The sequence below is a fragment of the Levilactobacillus tujiorum genome (assembly GCF_012641185.1).
GTDB classification, from domain to species: Bacteria; Bacillota; Bacilli; order Lactobacillales; family Lactobacillaceae; genus Levilactobacillus; species Levilactobacillus tujiorum.
Genome location: NZ_JAAXLK010000006.1, coordinates 44,161 through 61,351, shown reverse-complemented (window position 1 = coordinate 61,351; position 17,191 = coordinate 44,161). Strand labels below are relative to the sequence as shown.

At 49.0% G+C, this 17,191-nt stretch carries 20 protein-coding genes; 6 read left to right on the top strand and 14 right to left on the bottom strand.

Going from position 1 to position 17,191, the window contains the following annotated elements; genetic code table 11:
- Positions 1 to 67 precede the first annotated feature (67 nt).
- Positions 68 to 859, top strand: a complete 792-nt coding sequence (locus tag HF569_RS04220; RefSeq protein ID WP_168901458.1) for an alpha/beta hydrolase — start codon at positions 68 to 70, stop codon at positions 857 to 859.
- A 75-nt stretch (positions 860 to 934) separates the two neighbouring features.
- On the opposite strand, the gene HF569_RS04215 is transcribed toward HF569_RS04220, so the two are convergent.
- The 7 genes from HF569_RS04215 to HF569_RS04185 all read right to left on the bottom strand — a co-directional run bounded on the left by HF569_RS04215 (position 935) and on the right by HF569_RS04185 (position 6,521).
- Complete coding sequence (locus HF569_RS04215) at positions 935 to 1,603, bottom strand: phosphatase PAP2 family protein (RefSeq protein WP_168901457.1); 669 nt, start codon at positions 1,601 to 1,603, stop codon at positions 935 to 937.
- Between the two features lie 116 nt (positions 1,604 to 1,719).
- Entirely contained in the window at positions 1,720 to 2,169 is a 450-nt protein-coding gene (locus HF569_RS04210) for a threonine/serine exporter family protein (RefSeq protein ID WP_168901456.1), read from the bottom strand.
- Positions 2,170 to 2,182: 13 nt separating this feature from the next.
- Entirely contained in the window at positions 2,183 to 2,938 is a 756-nt protein-coding gene (locus HF569_RS04205) for a threonine/serine exporter family protein (protein ID WP_168848718.1), read from the bottom strand.
- A 184-nt stretch (positions 2,939 to 3,122) separates the two neighbouring features.
- Positions 3,123 to 3,770, bottom strand: coding sequence for a metal-dependent transcriptional regulator (locus tag HF569_RS04200; RefSeq protein ID WP_168901455.1), 648 nt, complete (start codon positions 3,768 to 3,770; stop codon positions 3,123 to 3,125).
- A 55-nt stretch (positions 3,771 to 3,825) separates the two neighbouring features.
- Positions 3,826 to 4,725, bottom strand: a complete 900-nt coding sequence (locus HF569_RS04195; protein ID WP_168848716.1) for a cation diffusion facilitator family transporter — start codon at positions 4,723 to 4,725, stop codon at positions 3,826 to 3,828.
- 216 nt (positions 4,726 to 4,941) lie between these two features.
- Positions 4,942 to 5,505, bottom strand: coding sequence for a GNAT family N-acetyltransferase (locus tag HF569_RS04190; RefSeq protein WP_168901454.1), 564 nt, complete (start codon positions 5,503 to 5,505; stop codon positions 4,942 to 4,944).
- Positions 5,506 to 6,077: 572 nt separating this feature from the next.
- The gene (locus HF569_RS04185) at positions 6,078 to 6,521 is read right to left on the bottom strand and encodes a MerR family transcriptional regulator (protein ID WP_168901453.1); all 444 of its coding nucleotides are present in this window, start codon (positions 6,519 to 6,521) and stop codon (positions 6,078 to 6,080) included.
- A 207-nt stretch (positions 6,522 to 6,728) separates the two neighbouring features.
- Here HF569_RS04185 and HF569_RS04180 point away from each other — a divergent pair, with 207 nt between their 5' ends.
- On the top strand, positions 6,729 to 8,216 hold the full coding sequence (locus HF569_RS04180; RefSeq protein WP_168901452.1) for an MDR family MFS transporter: 1,488 nt from the start codon (positions 6,729 to 6,731) through the stop codon (positions 8,214 to 8,216).
- Complete coding sequence (locus tag HF569_RS04175; RefSeq protein WP_168901451.1) at positions 8,213 to 8,938, top strand: DUF4811 domain-containing protein; 726 nt, start codon at positions 8,213 to 8,215, stop codon at positions 8,936 to 8,938. Before HF569_RS04180 ends, HF569_RS04175 begins: the two co-directional genes overlap by 4 nt.
- Positions 8,939 to 9,693: 755 nt before the next feature.
- Here HF569_RS04175 and HF569_RS04170 read toward each other — a convergent pair.
- Complete coding sequence (locus tag HF569_RS04170) at positions 9,694 to 9,930, bottom strand: helix-turn-helix domain-containing protein (protein WP_232842558.1); 237 nt, start codon at positions 9,928 to 9,930, stop codon at positions 9,694 to 9,696.
- A 346-nt stretch (positions 9,931 to 10,276) separates the two neighbouring features.
- Here HF569_RS04170 and HF569_RS04165 point away from each other — a divergent pair, with 346 nt between their 5' ends.
- Positions 10,277 to 10,981, top strand: coding sequence for an AzlC family ABC transporter permease (locus HF569_RS04165; protein ID WP_168901449.1), 705 nt, complete (start codon positions 10,277 to 10,279; stop codon positions 10,979 to 10,981).
- Positions 10,972 to 11,304: an AzlD domain-containing protein gene (locus tag HF569_RS04160; RefSeq protein ID WP_168848709.1), complete on the top strand. Its 333-nt coding sequence runs from the start codon at positions 10,972 to 10,974 to the stop codon at positions 11,302 to 11,304. Before HF569_RS04165 ends, HF569_RS04160 begins: the two co-directional genes overlap by 10 nt.
- A 75-nt stretch (positions 11,305 to 11,379) precedes the next feature.
- On the opposite strand, the gene HF569_RS04155 is transcribed toward HF569_RS04160, so the two are convergent.
- The 6 genes from HF569_RS04155 to HF569_RS04130 form a co-directional block, all read right to left on the bottom strand.
- Positions 11,380 to 12,651, bottom strand: a complete 1,272-nt coding sequence (locus HF569_RS04155) for a uracil-xanthine permease family protein (protein ID WP_168901448.1) — start codon at positions 12,649 to 12,651, stop codon at positions 11,380 to 11,382.
- A 257-nt stretch (positions 12,652 to 12,908) separates the two neighbouring features.
- Positions 12,909 to 13,316, bottom strand: coding sequence for a hypothetical protein (locus tag HF569_RS04150; RefSeq protein WP_168901447.1), 408 nt, complete (start codon positions 13,314 to 13,316; stop codon positions 12,909 to 12,911).
- A 568-nt stretch (positions 13,317 to 13,884) separates the two neighbouring features.
- The gene (locus HF569_RS04145; protein ID WP_168901446.1) at positions 13,885 to 14,487 is read right to left on the bottom strand and encodes a GNAT family N-acetyltransferase; all 603 of its coding nucleotides are present in this window, start codon (positions 14,485 to 14,487) and stop codon (positions 13,885 to 13,887) included.
- A gap of 145 nt (positions 14,488 to 14,632) precedes the next feature.
- Positions 14,633 to 15,409 (bottom strand): DUF1003 domain-containing protein, encoded by a 777-nt coding sequence (locus HF569_RS04140; RefSeq protein ID WP_168848705.1) that lies wholly within the window; start codon positions 15,407 to 15,409, stop codon positions 14,633 to 14,635.
- A 2-nt stretch (positions 15,410 to 15,411) separates the two neighbouring features.
- Entirely contained in the window at positions 15,412 to 16,299 is an 888-nt protein-coding gene (locus HF569_RS04135) for an RluA family pseudouridine synthase (protein WP_168901445.1), read from the bottom strand.
- Between the two features lie 15 nt (positions 16,300 to 16,314).
- A complete protein-coding gene (locus tag HF569_RS04130; RefSeq protein WP_168848703.1) occupies positions 16,315 to 16,632 on the bottom strand; it encodes a glycine cleavage system H protein (lipoate-binding) in 318 nt (105 codons plus the stop codon).
- A gap of 172 nt (positions 16,633 to 16,804) precedes the next feature.
- On the opposite strand from HF569_RS04130, the gene HF569_RS04125 reads away from it, so the two are divergent.
- The gene (locus HF569_RS04125; protein WP_232842557.1) at positions 16,805 to 16,999 is read left to right on the top strand and encodes a hypothetical protein; all 195 of its coding nucleotides are present in this window, start codon (positions 16,805 to 16,807) and stop codon (positions 16,997 to 16,999) included.
- The last annotated feature ends 192 nt before the right edge of the window (positions 17,000 to 17,191 follow it).

The window sequence follows — 17,191 nt, the reverse complement described above, 5'->3', positions numbered from 1 at the left end:
GTGCACCGTGCATTTAACACGATAAGCCTATCTTAACACGACTTAGATAATACGAGGAGGAGTCATCATGAAAATTATCACGCAGTCACTAGCCCCCGATTCCGCAGCCTACTTGCAGGGCTATCTTCGCCAGGGGGACGACACAACCTATCCGGCCATGATCATTGTGCCCGGCGGATCGTACACCCACATCCCCGAACAACAGGCAGAAGACTTGGCCTTGGCCTGGTCCGCCCGCGGTTATCAGGCATTCTTCCTGCGCTATAGCTTTGTGGGTGAAAAAACACCCCTGCTCCCTGCACCAGTCGTTGAACTCGCTCAAAGCGTCGCGGCCATTCGTCAACATGCGGCGGACTGGCAAGTGGACCCAGCTAAGATTACGGTGGCGGGCTTCTCGGTCGGCGGCCATATCGTTGCCCTATTCAATGATCTCTGGCATGACGCCCACCTGAACCAACTGGCGGGGACGACACCGGAACAGGTTCAGCCCCACGCGATTATCTTAGGGTACCCCGTCATTTCACCTGAACTCGGTTTTCCTACGGATCAAGCCGTCTTGCAAAAGTGGACCGATGACCCCCAGACGATTGCCGCTGATCAACTGGTCAACGCGCACAACGCCCCGAGTTTTATCTGGGCAACGGCCGCTGACCCGCTAGTTCCCGTTCAAAACGCGCTGAGTTATGCCCAGGCCTCTCTCGCCCATCACGTGGATACTGATCTACATATCTTCCACCATGGCCCTCACGGCTTAGCTTTGGCTAACCACATCACCGCCTGGAAACCTGGAACCGATCTCCCTCACGTGGCTCACTGGGTCGACCTCGCTGATGAATGGCTAAACGAATTAACCGACTAATCAGGTTCCAACTTAATCATGACCTACCAAAAAAGACATGGTGCTCAAGCGCCATGTCTTTTTGATCTCTAATGATTAAACTTCAGACTTTTTCAGTAAAGGCCAGCTCTGCATCATCGGTGCAAATCTAATGTAAAGCCCTTCAGCCGCCTGCAACCACAGGTAGGCTAACAGAACTGCACCAAGCGTATCGGTTGGGAAATGGGCATTCAGGTACACCCGTGAAATCATGACCAGTAACATCCAGACAATCAGGATGATTCTGAGTAACCACGCTTTCCAAGCACTGGCAATCATTGGTAACAGAATAACCCAGATCATCGCAATGATGAGAAACGTCCCAAAGACGTGACCACTCGGGAAGCTAAACCCATCATCAATTGCCAGATGTGCTGACGGCCGGGGCCGTGCGATCACTTTCTTGACCAAAGCCGCAATCACATCGCCCCCTGCTAAGGTTGCCAAACACCAGAGCGCAGGAATCTTAAATTTGAAGCCCCACAGGAAAAAGGCAATCACTAATGCCCAAATAATAGCTAACTTTGGCTCTGCTAGGCTGGTCACTCCCCGATAGACGAGCGTCTTCCACTCCGGTTGATTCTTTTGAATCACGTCAACGATTGACGAATCCAAAAAATCAACGTAAGCATTTTGGACCTTAACAAAATAGGCCACAATCAGGAAAAGCACCGTGGTTAGCGTGAACTTCCACGGCCGATCCCGATCTCGATTAAATAACATCATGATAAAAATTCCTTTCGTCATACCCGATTCTAAGAAACCCCTAGCAATGAGTATACCACCCCATCGCTAGATTGCTAGACTCGGCGTAAGATTATCCGGTTTCCTTAACCTAAACTTTAAGCCCGGTGACGCCAAACCCGCCGCCGTACCCGATTAACCAACTCGGATAGCAAGAAACCAAAGGCAATCGCGCCCGAAATCATCACCACTTGAATCAGGAAGACAAAGGCCGTTGAGTTCTGGCCCAACGCAAAATACTTAATCATTTGATAGGCTTGGCCCCCCGGCACTAACGGCACCAACGCCGGAATGTTGAATAGAATCATGGGCATCTTCTTCATTCTGGCAGCCTGTAAGGAAGCGACTCCGATCACAAGTGCGCCCGCCATATTACCAATCACGTAGCCGCCGCCCCAGATCACCAAAAATTTATAGACGAAGTAACCCAAGACACCGATCCAACCCGCAAAATTCAAGGCTCGTCGCGGAATATTTAGCAGGATACCAAAGGCAATCGTCGCCACGTAGTTCCCCGTCGCTTCAATGAAAAACTCAGTCACTGTCATTGTGGTACCCTCCCTAAAGAAATTGTAAAACCATGGCGATGCCAAATCCGATGGCAGCAGCACTCACTAACGCTTCCACACCACGGGCTGGTCCACTCACCAAATTGCCGGCTAAAATATCACGAACGGAATTGGTGATGGGCACCCCGGGAACTAGCGGCATGACACTCCCAATGATGATATCATCGACGCTATTGCCAAGCCCCAGGTGAACCGACCAGATCGCTAACACCCCAATCGTAGCCGCCGCGGCAAACTCGGAGAGAAAGCGAATTTGAATGAATTTGTTTAACAGGTAAAAGACGAGCCAGCCGAGGGCACCCACGACACAGGTGATCCAGAAGTCTGGTAAGTTATGCCGAAAGACCACTTCCAGGGGGCCACTAACCATGGCTGCCGCTAACAACTGGAGCCAGAAAGGAAAATATTTTTTGGACTTATCCAACTGATCTAACCGACTGGCGAACTGCTGCAGGGTAATCTTATGGTCAGCAAATTGGCGCGACAGGTCATTCACCACCGAGATTTTTTCCAAATCAAAGGTGCGCCGCTTGACTGGCTCAATCTGAGCGCCCACTTCCCCGTTGATCGCCATCAGAATACCGGTGATCATGACAAACAATTGGCTCGTCTTAGCCCCCGCATTGTGGGCAATCCGCTCCATCGTATCTTCAACGCGTTCTACTTCTGACCCATTCTCAATCATAATTCGGCCAGCAGTCAATGCCGTATGTAAAATTAACTGATCCCGTTTCTTCTGGCTGCTCATCTACGTTCCTCCCGCCGGTTTTTCATTTATTATACGACAGTCATGAGACGGCGGACACCGCAACTTAACCAATCACGCAAATAATTAACAAATTAGCGCACCGGCTAGGAGACCACGCAAAAAAGATCGGTGACTTCTCGTCCCGATCTTCTTAGTGTAACTATCCGTTCTACAGTCGACCCGCTTACTTAATAAAGATGTAGTGAGCCGCTTTATAACTCACAATTAATTCTACGTCATCGGTCAGGTTCTGAACCGTAACCGGTCCCTCGAACGGATCATGCTTGATCACCCGTAGCTGATCGCCAATGTCGAGCTTAAGATCGCCCAAGTACGTCAACAGATCGCGATTGTCGATGAACCGGTCAACCGTGACGACCGACCCGTCCTTCGCGTCGTTGAGCACCGTATGACTGTCTTCGTGGTAATGGCCATACCGGTCCGGAATAACCCCACCATGGGGACAATGCGTTGGGTGACCCAACATATCGTCGAGGGCGTTGATTAACTTAGGGCTGGTCACATGCTCCAGCACCTCAGCTTCCTGATGAACATCGGGCAACGCATATCCCAACTTTTCAACCAAAAAGTCTTCCCAGATTCGGTGTTTACGCACCAAATCTTCGGCCAGACGGATCCCTTTGCTGGTTAATGAAATACCCGCATAAGGCGTGTGTTCGGCCAAACCTTCTGCTGTCATCTTATTGACCATTTCGGTCACCGATCCAGCAGCAATATTCAAGCTAATGGCAATTTGCTTATTTGAAACCTTCTTCTGCTTACCGCCCAGCTCAAAAATGATTTTTAAATAATCCTCCTTCATCGGAGTCATCACTGTTCACCTCATCTAAATTATGTTCCAACATACTTTTATCGAGCGACTAGCCCTACTCATGGCGCCAATCATTCTGATCATAAAATAAGGACTCGTGTTCTCCCCGATGACACTCCGCCTGAATCGTTACATGGTTTACATTATACTTCCGACAGAGCAATGTTTCAATCTGTCGATAAATTGGTTCGATTCGATCCAAGGGTAAATTGTCCATATTCACGTGAACCGAGAAAATAATATTGTTCTCATCAATTTGCCAAGCATGCAGATGGTGGACCCCCTCAACCTCGGGCAACTGCTCGATATCGTGGGCAATCGCATCGTAGTCTAGGTCCGGCGAAGCTTCCATCAAGATGCCCAAGGTCTGCTTGATAATGGGCCAGGACTCCCATGCAATATAGCTCCCCACTAAAATGGTAATCACGGGATCGACCCACTCAATTTGCCAAAATGTAATCATAAGCGCCCCGAGAATCACCCCAACCGAGGCTAAGGCATCACTCAATAAATGCAGATACGTTGCCCGAATATTTAGATTATGCTTAGCGCCGTGATTTAACAAGATTGTCGACACTAGATTAGCGATAAAACTGATCACGGCTACTCCCAGCATCACGGTCCCTTGCACGTGTTCCGGATGCCATAACCGCCGCACGGCCTCAACTGCCAAGATGACACAGACCACGACCAATACTAACGCATTCAGCAAAGCCGCCAAGATTTCCGCACGCCGGTAACCATACGTATTCGTCCGCGTCTGTTGCCGGCCGCCAATGCGGTGTGCCGCGTAGCTCAGCACAATTGACAACGCATCACCAAAATTATGAAAGGCGTCGGACAGAAGTGAAAGACTTCCTGAGAGCAACCCGCCGATGAATTCAAAAACTGTAATTACAACATTTAACACGGTGACCGCAAAGAAACGACCACCAGACAGTTGACTTTTTTCCAACCTCAATCGCCCCCCGTGGGTTCTCCCTTCATTATCGCAGAGTTTAGGGGGAATGAAAAGCCAGTCTTCGGGTAACCTGATCTTTTTTACTAATCCGTGCCGCCAATGGACTAGCGATTGCAGCAAAAAAGGATTGATTCTGGCATGTAACCGGAATCAATCCTACTATTATATATCGTTAATTTAGCCGTGACCACAAACGATGAACCGGCCGACTTACTTAGCCGTCATGGAATGAACCACGTGTTCTGCCCGCGCATTGGCCGTCAAGCGTTCGTAAGCAAAGTCTTTCACGCCTGGCATGTCGACTGCGGCCAGATCAATCATCCCGGTCTCGGTGAAACCGTTCTTCTTGATCACATGTTGCATCGCCATATTTTGCGGGTGCGTATCAATGCGGATACTTTCGATGTCCGCTGCCTGATCAATCTGTTCAAAGAGCCGCTTGAACAATTCACCGGCCAGTCCCCGACCATGATGATGGCTGGATACTGCTACACGATGAATCGCCAAGTAAGGCGCCTGTTTGGTCAGCCACTGACCTTCAATCTCTTTGTACGTTGGGTCCGTGCCCGGAATAATCGCGGCAGTTCCTAAGATTTCATTGTCTTCTTCCAGCACAACCGTCCACCCTTGGTGAATGTCATCAACTAAGACCGCAGTGTTGGGGTAAGCGCCTTGCCATTGATCAATTGCTTGGGCCGCCAACAATTCACGGCCATCACGAATGATCGATTCAATTTGTGGTAAGTCCGCCATAGTAGCTTGTCGTAACAGCATGTATAACACCATCCTTCATGTTTTTGTTTAAAGCGATTTTGTTATATTAACACGCTGACGACGAAATACAACCATCTTGACCAACTTTTTTCTTCTGTGTAATTTTAAACAAATGAAAATGCCGGTATGATAGCTTTCATTGCAAATGATCAGTTTCATTTTTCTTTCATTTTCTCACAGGCTTCTCACCGTTCTCAACCACCAATCAGGTCCATTACCCCAATCGCAGGCAATAAAAAAACGACCAGTCAAGAACTTTCTAAACTTGACTAGCCGTACCGGGAGCCGCCCTAGGCGAGAGAAAAATCAAAAACCGATTTAATTTTCCAAAAAACACGTCGTTTAGGTTTCACGATTGCTTACGCTAACTTATGCTAGCATAGTCCATGCGCGAGATAAACGCGCTATTACTCATGGTTATTCGCCTGGTTTCACAACACGTCAACAACATGATTGACCACCAATCCAGCCAGAAGATCGATTGGTATCGAAAGTTTTTTCTGCCCAGGACATAAAGAACCTCCCGTGCCTTCAGATTACCATTGTTGTCGTTGAGAAACAATGAAAGACGCCTATTTATCCGCTGGGACTAAGCGAAAATGCCAGGTATCTGCGACTCGTTCCGCAATTAATTCTTGTGTGGGGTCCGGGTCGAACTGTCCTAGATTAATCCGAATGTGGGTCTCATCATCGAAACAAACCCGTTTGAAGCGCCCATCTATGAAGGATCGGAGGCTATCGAACAGGTCATCTCGACGCTGAGCTTGTTTGACGGCCGCCACTAATGTCAGCCCATCATCCTGGAGCGTTTTAATCTCTTGCACCCTGAGCAGCGTTTTATAGCTAAATTTGCGATTCTTGCCATCTTCAACCACTTGGCTGTGAATGTACCCCTTACGTTCCCAATAACGCAGCTGGCTTTGCGAAACGCCCGTTGCTTCGGCAACATCCCCAATGCCCAGGACCAGATGATCAACTGGAAACTTTTTAATTAACTCCGTTTCATCCTGATTCAAAATTTGTCACCCACTTTCATAAATTTCAAAATGCCCGTTTAAGTACAATGTAAGCGTTTGTGATTTTTGTGAACTAATCTAAAATCGTTGTTCACTTTTCTCCAACTAGTATATATAATCTAAAATCGTTGTCAAGCTAGTTGACAAAATAGTTCATTCTGCGTATAGTAACTTCAGAATTAATTTTAGAAAAAAGAGGGAATTACTTTGGGAAATGCAACAGTCGACACAAACGGCAAGCCCTATAACCGGAACCTGCTGGTTGTGCTCCTATTAATCGGGACTTTCTGTACCGTGTTAAACCAAACGATTTTAAGTACGGCCTTTCCAACCTTAATGAAGGCCTTCGATGTTTCCACGTCAACTGTTCAATGGTTGACGACTGGATTTCTGTTAGTCAACGGAATTATGATTCCGATCAGTGCCTGGCTGTTGAACACCATCAGCTCCAAGGTGCTGTACATCAGTGCGATGACCACTTTCCTCATCGGAACCATCACCTGCTGGGCCGCCGTTAACTTTCCAATGTTACTGGCCGGTCGGTTGATCCAAGCGGTCGGAGTTGGCGTTTCCATGCCGCTCCTACAAACCATGATGCTCACCATCTTCCCCGCTAACAAACGGGGAACTGCCATGGGGCTCGCCGGGATCGTTATTGGCCTCGCACCAGCGATTGGCCCAACCCTCTCTGGGTGGGTCATCGACAACTGGACTTGGCGTGATCTTTTTGGCATGATCATTCCGATCGTTGCCATCGTGATTATCGCTAGCTTCTGGATCATGCGTAGTGTTCTGGAAACGCGTGAGGAACCGTTAGATGTCCTGTCTGCGATTCTCTCCACCATCGGTTTTGGGAGTATGCTGTACGGCTTCTCCTCCGTTGGGGACGACGGCTGGGGCAGCGTTAAAGTTATCGCGACGTTAATCATTGGTTTCGTCTTCGTTGGCCTATTCATTTGGCGGCAACTCGTGATGGACGATCCGTTCTTGAATTTCCGCGTTTACAAATCCAAGCAATTTACTGTTGCAGCCATTTTGAGTTCCGTGGTTAACATGGCCATGGTCGGCGTTGAAATGGTCATTCCCCTCTACCTTCAAATGGTTAAAGGGATGTCGGCCTTCCATTCCGGACTAACGCTGTTAGCTGGGGCCCTCATGATGGGGATTATGAGTCCCATTACTGGTCGCGCCTTCGACCGGTTTGGGGCCAAGCGCCTCGCTACCATGGGGATGTTTCTATTAACCATCGGGACGTTACCGTTTGTCTGGATTACCAAGGACACGTCGACACTCTACATTGTCATTCTCTACGCCATTCGGATGTTCGGAATTGCCATGGTCATGATGCCCGCCACGACTGCCGGGATGAACGCTTTGCCAATGAACATGATCTCGCATGGTACTGCCGTGAACAACACGCAACGGCAAGTCGCCAGTTCCGTGGGAACGGCCATCATGGTCAGTGTCTTGACTAACGTTACTAAGAACAGCATGCCCGCCAAGCACGTCTTAACGACGAATCCCTTGAGCTATGCCGAACGGGCCATCAACGCCACGCTTAACGGTTATCACGCTGCCTTCTGGATTGCCATCGGCTTCAGTGTGGTTGCCTTACTGGTTGCCTTCCAATTAAAGGGTTCCCACTCTATTCACATGGCGGATGAAGATTCTATCAAAGGAGGTGCCGCAAAGTGATTGTCATTACCTTAATCATTTGTGTGATCTTGGCTTTCGTTTTCTACGTGTACCTATCCAACCGGGTACTGGCCAACAGTCTCACCGCTCTGGCCATTATCGGCCTACTCACCAGTATTTTCTTCATGGTGAAGAATGATCACGACCACTACGGCTTGCACAACGTCACCACGACCTCTACGCAAAAGATCTACTCGGCATCGCCTTCTAAGCAATTGCCGATGATGATCTACCAGCCCATCGGGAGCGCGAATAAACACCAGGTTTACGTCTACAAGACCAGCGCTAACGCTAAGAAGACTAGCCATACCGCAGCCAAGGTCACCACTAAAAATGTGATCAAACGGACGACTGGTGATAACCGAATTGTCACTAAAAAGGTTCATCGGGAATATAAGAATAAGCTGTATCGTTTCTGGTTTGGCCTTTCCGGCAACGGTCATAAATACGTCAAGGAAACCAATACTATTTATCTCAACAAGAATTGGACCGTGTTGAGTGCGACTCAGGCTAAGCAGTTACAAAAGCGGGCCAGTTCCAAGGCTTACCAAGCCAAGCAGAAAACTGCCGCGACCGCTTACGTGAAGCAGCAAGTCATGGCTGCTATGATGAAGAACCCAACCATGTCCGCAGCAGAACAGAAGAAAGTTACGCAGCAAGCCGCGGCCGCTTACCAAGCGAAAGCGATGCAACAATTGATCAAACAAATCAAAGCTGAATAACTGTGACAGATGAGCCGTGTCTCCTAAAGCTTTAGGGACACGGCTTTTCTTGACGAATCACCGCCTAAGTAACTGCGATTTGGACCGAAAATTAACAATGAACTATCTATCTTATCCAGTGCTGGTATTGTATTCGCCCATTAATTTAGCGTTGATTGACCGCACTCCGGCCGCCAGGGATTCCGCCTGCTGTGGGGGACGCTTCAGACTGGAAGTGCACCAGTCTTCTCGCTCGATTTGAAGCCGCGAAAAAACCGCGTCTCCAAAGTCGCCCGTGCTGTAAGCTGGCTGAAAAAATCGCCAGTCAACACCACTTTCACGGCCGGCTCCACCCCTGGCCTCCTCCGGCTCTGGTTGTGGTTTATCACAACAATTGCTGAGAAGTGTCGGCACTCATTGTCAGTTCAACTGATAACGACTGTTCTAGTCATTATCTGAGTTGACTGAAACACTGTATCAGCCGTGAGGTCGGCAGATATGGGCTCAGGCGCGTCGTTCTACTTAGTTAGTAAGCGACCTTCTTACTAGCTTAGTAGAAAACCAAGCTTGTAGACTCGGTACTTTCGAGGCTTCAAGTTGTGTTCGCACCGATCCAGCCCATATCTGCCGACCGGTAAGGCGGATGGAACCACTAGGTTGCCTATCTATAGCCCCACTGTTGGTAGATAAACTTCCATCCTTTAACTAAGGACAAAAAAATAGCGCCTGCGGCTAAACCGCACGGCGCTATCTGATACTAATTTACTTATTTGTTACTAAACTTGCATGAGTCGAGATTGGCCCTTCCGGCATCGTGGCATTAATCCGGATAAGTCGTCTAAAGACGTTCCGTTGTCCTGAAAACACTGAATCATGTCGATCCAGTAGATATCCGAATCATCGAATTCCGTTGCCGAATGGTCGGTTCCTAACAGACCATGCTTAACGTATTCATCGATTCGACTGGCATCAACATTGGCTGCCTTTGCCAGTTCAGTCAAGTTCATCTTCATCATCTTTACCCCGCTTTCTTCGTTGTTAATGAGAGTATCATACAACCGCTGTCTTCAAAAAGCAACCCTTTTCTGCCAAGTAATTTTCACAAGAACTTTACATTTAGATTGCAAATCGGACTATACCAAATAAACAGCCGATTAGCCCCACCATACCGGCAATTGTTTTAAATTAATTAGGTACTTTTCCAACTAATTTTAGGGCCCGATAACTTTGAAATCGACTAACCATTTCGACGATTATCCGTGTCACTACTCACCAATTAAATTACCGGTTTACCTTCTCCACAGATAGCGATAAACTGGAACTTATCTTAATTAATTTTTCATGAGAGGAAGTCTGTCTATGGGTCCATCACTTACCTTCAAGACTGGCGTCCGTGATGTGTTACCAACTGTTTTTGGTTACATTGGCGTTGGCCTAGCATTCGGAATTGTCGCGCACACCAGTCACCTCAGCCTCCTAGTCGTGGCCGGGATGTCCTTTATTGTTTACGCCGGTTCCGCCCAATTTATTATTACGAGTATGCTCTTATTACACGATCCCTTATCTGGTATTTTTATTTCTACATTCTTAGTCAACTCGCGGATGATCCTGATGAGCACCAGTCTGGCCCAGTACTTTCGACACGAATCCCTCGTTAAAAATCTCCTGATTGGCTCCCTGGTGACGGATGAGACCTTTGCGTTAGCCATGAACAAGCAGAACCGCACCCAAGGCAAACTCAGCTTTGCTTGGCAGTCCGCGGCCAACCTGATCGCTTACCTGGTCTGGGGTGTAGCCACCATCGTTGGGGCCATTCTCGGCGGGATGATTACCAATCCTAATCAATTTGGTTTCGACTTTGCGCTGACTGCGATGTTCATCGGTCTCGTTTACCTTCAGTTGATTAGTGACCGGCACTTGGGGCTCTCGCTACAACTCATGGTCATGATCTTTGTGGCCATCGTCTATTACTTTATGATTGGCCTCATGAGTCAGAATTTTGCGCTGCTGGTCGCGACGGTTGCCGGCTGTCTGTTTGGAATGGAGATGAAGAAATGTCGATGAGTTTAACTGAACTTTGGACCATTCTGGGGTGTGGAATCATCACACTAGCATCCCGCGTCTTACCCTTTGCCTTCGTCAAACAAGTCACCATGCCCGACTGGCTCATTAACTTTTTGACGTTTGTGCCCATCACGATCATGACGGCGCTGTGTTGTCAGAGTCTCTTCGTCGCCAATCCCGGCCACCTAGCCACCCTTAACGTGGCAAATTGTCTCGCGGCCATCCCCGCAACCATCGCCGGGATCTTCACTAAAAGCCTACTGATGGTGGTAGTGGTTGGCATCATGGCGATGGCCGTACTGCGCTATTTTAGTATTGGTTAAATCATATTACTTAAAGTCAAAGGACTTGGAGAAATTCCAAGCCCTTTTTTGCGACGTCATTTAAGTTGAGATGTTTTAAAGATCCTTAGGCAAAATGAGGTTCAGCGTAATGCCCAGTACCGCGGCTACTGCCAGACCAGAGAACTCGTATTGGCCGAGCTTCAAGTAAGCATTACCGATACCGATCACCAGAATAGCTGAAGCAATCATCAGGTTGCGCCGCTTGTTAAAGTCCACCCGTTTCTCGATCAAAATCCGCATGCCACTTGAGGCAATCACCCCGAATAATAGGAAGCTGATCCCGCCGATCACGGGGTTAGGAATACTCTCAATCAGCGCACTCAATTTGCCCACAAAGCTGAAGATCACGGCAAAGACGGCCGCACCAATCAGCACATAAACACTGTGCACTCGCGTGATCGCCAGCACGCCCACGTTTTCTCCGTAAGACGTCACGGGTGGGCCACCGACGAGACTGGCAACAATCGAGGCCAACCCATCCCCAGCCAAGGTGTGATGCAAGCCGGGATCCTCAAAGAAGTTCCGGTGGGTCAGTTCATTCAGCACTGTAATGTGCCCGATGTGCTCCGTCATGGTGACAAACGCAATGGGTGCGAGGCTCAGCACCGCTCCCCAGTAAAAATGTAACGGGTAACTCACCCCGGGAATTTCAAAGTTAGGCAACTGAAACCACGCTGCCGTCAAGACTGGCTTAAAGTTGACCAGCCCAGCCAAGGCCGCTACCAGATAACCAAACACAATCCCCAATAAGATCGGAATTAATGCCAAGAACCCTTTTAAGTAGAGATTGAAGGCGACCGTGAGTAACAACGTCACCATCGCCACCAGGAAGAATTGCCAGTGATAGGTTCCTTGGCTGTCCACCGTGGCTTTCTGTGCGGCACTTCCCGCTAGCGATAGGCCAATCACCATAATCATTGGTCCCACTACGATTGGCGGCAACACACGGTTAATCCAATCCGACCCCGCTAACGCAACCACAACGGCTACAATTAGATAGACCAATCCCACGGCCATCGTCCCTTGCGCGATTCCAGGATAGCCCGTGGTCTTCATCAACGCAACCATGGGGACGATAAAGGAGAAGCTCGAGCCCATGTAGGCCGGTATTTTGCCCCGTGTGATCAAAATATACATTAGGGTTCCCACCCCAGAACTAAACAATGCAATTCCAGGATTTAACCCCACCAAGATGGGGACTAAAACAGTCGACCCAAACATCGAAAATAAGTGCTGCAAGGATAGTCCAAACCACTGACCCCAGCTGGGACGTTCCCAAATATCAATCAAAGCATCAGGATTACGGTAACGCGACGGTGCTTTCATCTCACATGACCTCCAGTTCAAAATGGTTAAAAAAAGGCGCGCCCGTCCCGTGAGGAAGCGTGCTCGCCCAGTTCACCCAGCTATCGCCGGAAGTCGAACCCTTCACCGCCTCACGGGACGATGTTAAAGGAACTAAATTTTAACAAGTATACGGGGTGGCCGTAGCTCCTGTCAAGCTTAATTGCGCCCATAGGGTCAGTGATTAATCCCCACAACCACGGCCAGTGCCAGCCAAGCTGACACCACCGATCAGGCGACTACTCAACCATTCGCCAGTTACCCTCGTCTGCTTTAGAAATATCATTCAAGAATTTTAAAACCCGTTTAGCCCGATTGGGTTGGTGTTCATTCAACAAGTTCAGCCCAGCTCCGGTCACTAGCGGTTGGCTCAACCGAAAGTTTCCGTCGGCCGTCTCACCCGTGGCAAATGCCATCACAGTTTCGCCAGATTCAATCTGCGTCGTTAGGAAAAACATCGTAAAATCATCATCTGGTTGCATGTACGCCGGCATTGCCCAGATTCCTGAAGCAATCTCCTGCATTTCCCCAACCTCACTGCCGTCTAGGAACTTGAACTCCTTATGATTAGCTTGCGTCACGGGCTGCTTCAACACTAACATCATCTTGCCAAATTCAGCGTCGCCCAGTTGTAAATTATCCTTCATCGGTCAACTTCCTCCTTAAATCCTTATCCGCACGACTTATTCGTGCCACTTCTGTACGATGGATTGCACGCGTAGTTCACATTATACCAGTGTTCAACTGAGAAATGAATTTCTACTTCTTTCGCCACTGTCATCACAACAATAGAGTCAAACCCGGGCAACCTAGTAGTCCTTTCGCCTTACCGTTCGTCAAACTTTGAGCTGGAACGCTGTGGGGAGGACGGCTCGAGCCATAGAACGGTCTCGAACCTCGCTTTGAGCCGGAAAATCACGTCTCAAAGACGCCATTTACCAAGAAAATCACTTGGTAAATCCCACGGCTGAGCTCAAATTTGACTCACTCAGGGCTGACACGGCGTCCTGAGGCGACCGAGATAATGCCTATCATCGTCAGTTTTACAGCACGGGCGAATTTGTATACACGGTAGCTTCGTGGCTTCAAAACGAGCGAGAAGACCGGTAGCCTACCAGTCTGAAGTGTCCCCACAGCAGGTAGAATCCCTGACAGCCAGAGTGCGGCCAATTTAAAAAGACCAAGGCAACCGCCCTGGTCTTCTTCATCATTTATTTAGTTTGCAACTTTGGCACGTTGGCCAATCTCAAGTTGCATGTGATAATAGTGATGATCACCAATCATTTGTTTCCCAGAAACCTCATAGCCCATGCGTTCATATAATCGCATTGCAGCTGGGTTTTCAAGGTCAACGTTCAGACCAATGACGGCCTGGTGATCCCGCCGAGCGTAGTACGGTAGCGCCTGCAACAGTTGGTGGCCGATCCCCTTTCCTTGGTGATCTGGCGACACTGCCAGCGAATCCAAGTACCACTCACCCTTGGTCGTTTCCGACTCAGCCTCGAGCGGCGCATCAAAGGCGTCACTTTTAGCGGTGATTTGCGCAAAGACATCATCAACAATATCTTCTCGTTCCCCAGGATAGCCGAACGCTACCCCCACGACTTGGCCATTGGCCTCGGCCACTACCGTGGTTGCCGCGCCAGACAGGTATGTCCGTGTGCGGTATGCCGCCGTAATGGCCTGCAATAAGTCAGGCTCGGGAACGTCTTCCAAGTCAGTCAGTTCCATCTCATCGTAAATCAAGTTCATCAACGGCGCTATCTGGGGCGCGTCCGCTGGTTGAGCTTCGCGAATTATCACAAAAAAATCCTCCATTTCTAGTTCATTAACTAGCCTAACGGAGGACGGAAACTTTGTCAACGGATTTGCCATGCCACGATGGTCTGCCGTCTATTTAACCTAATGTGCCCACTTAACGGCAGCACGCTTGCCAAAAATCAAGCCAACGACAAAGAGGACGCTAGCTGTGATCCATGTTCTCATGGTGAGACTCCCTTCGTTCTGCTGAGCCGGTAGCCGCATCGTGGGCCCGTAGCTCAGCTAGTTCTTGTCGAATTTCACCTAAAATTTCTAACTGAAATCGGGCGATCTCCATGGTATGGGGGACCTGGTTCTGTGCTAAATGATCGACCTTGGCGTGGAGTAGGCGTAATTCATGCTCCGACTTTAGGTTCACGTGATAGTCGTTTTCGGCCATCATCCGATCACGATCGGCAGAACGGTTCTGACTCATCATAATGATGGGTGCTTGAATCGCCGCCACACAGCTTAACACTAAATTTAACAGAATGAAGGGGTAATTGTCAAAGTCTACGCCGAATAAGTGAAGACCGTTCACAATCATCCAGCCAATCAACACAAATAAGAAAACGAAGATAAACCCCCAGGATCCCCCAAAACGGGCGACGTCATCTGAGACCTTCTGTCCAAACGTCAAGCTTTCCTTCAACGTGTCGTTCACGTCAATAATATCGTAATCATCGCTTTGCAACGCCTTAGTGAGCTTCTGATTAATCTTCTTGGTCTGCTTCATATCGGCGTTGATGAGGGCATCCACGTGCTCTAAGCGGTATTTTAACAGGTGATGACCACAGATATAATCATCCGCTTTGCTTTGGGGATAATCCCGCTTAATTCGATTTCTTAACCCCACCTCTAATTCCGAGAGCTGGAGGCTCCCTTCTAAAGTGACCGGCTCCCCATCAACTAGACAGTGGAGTCCCTGTTCGTCTGCCATTCCTATTCACTCCTCAACTGTGCTATCAACTGCTGCCAATCCGCGGGAAGCGTACTCTCAAACGTCCGCTGCTCCTGAGTAAAGGGGTCCATAAAAGCTAGCGTATGCGCATGCAGAGCTTGTCGCGTCATGCCCCCCAGCTGTGGTCCCCCATACAACTCATCTCCCACGAGTGGATGGTCTAAATAAGCAAAATGGGCCCGAATCTGGTGGGTGCGGCCCGTATGAAGCTTCACCTCGACCACCGTTGCTTGGTCAAAACGAGCGCGGACCCAATACTCCGTCCGCGCTGGCTTTCCTGCTGGCGACACCATTTGATTATAACCGGTCGGATCACTCGCTAACGGCTCGTCAATCACGTCATGATCTCGCGTGAGCTGACCGCTGACGACTGCCAGGTAACGTTTATCGACCTGGTGATGTGCCTGCAATTGACTAGCCAGACTATTGGCTAACCGATGCCGCGCCACCCACACGACGCCGCTGGTGAAGCGATCTAAGCGCGTCAAAATGTGGGGCACTTGGTTCTCCGCTTGAATCTCGGCCCAGTGACCCTTGATCCGATTTACCAACGTATCCGTCCGGTTAGCCGGCCCGGGCACGACGTTTAGTCCCGCTGATTTATCAACCACTAGCCAGTCGCGATTTTCAAATAAAACAGTCAACGGGGTCGTGCTCGTGGCAACTGCCGGATCAGCCACTTCTGCCGGCAATTCCACGGCGACCACATCCCCTACCTGTAAAGTAACCGCAGGCGTGACGACCTGCTCGTTAACGAAGATCGTCCCGTGTTGTTTAAGATCACTAAAGACCCGGTGACTAATGCCCTGTTGCGTCAAGAATCGTTTGAGGCTCGTCACCGGTGTCGTTACTTGCCAAGTCAATCTCATGCCTGCTGTACTCTCCTATTCATCAATTAGGTCGACCATCCAATCAAGGTCGTCGTTTCGATTATTTAACCATTCTGGATGATTAACCAATTCCTCGTTAATTCGAACAATTCGTCCGGCAAACGGAAAATGTAAGGTTAGCTCCTCATCAGCACCACTGACCACTAAGAATGGCGTTCCCAGATGAACCCGCCCCGTCGTCACTTGCCAGGAGATCTTCTTCACTGGACCCAACAGTTCTCGTCCATCGTCGGCAAAGCCAATCCGGACCACCCCTTGCTCCTTAGGGGTCAGCCATAGTGCGCTGGCGCTTACTTCAAGTTTATCAATCATTCTCGTCACCCCTTATCGGCTAATCATTCCAGTCATCTTTTAAAAAATTCTTTATGCTTAAAAATCTCTCAATCAGGGTTTATTTTAACATAGCCGCTGAAATGGCGGGAGTTATTTCACCCTTTTCCCGAATAAGTCGGTATAATAGAAACTATCAAAGGGGGAGAAATTCATGATGATGTCACATAATCTACTAACTGGCTTGCTGATTCTACTATCAGGAATTGCCTTATTAGTCTTTATTGTCTTTAAGTTATTTCCACGAACTAACAAGACGGGTGACCACGACGCTAAAGTCCTACTACTCATCTTCACGGTTTTAGCTGTCGGCTTACTCGGCATGGGGAGCTGGGTCTGCTTCATTTAACCATACTAATCGAGTGTCTAAAAACGGTGTCAGTCTGGGAGATTTCCCACAACTGACACCGTTTTTTCTATTCTGCTAAAGGTTGAAAGGACTAAAATCATTACCAACGCTGAAATGACAAAGTAGTCTAAACCCGTACCTGCGGCTGGCAGAGATTCCGCCTGCTGTGGGGACCGCCTGCGGCCTGAGAAG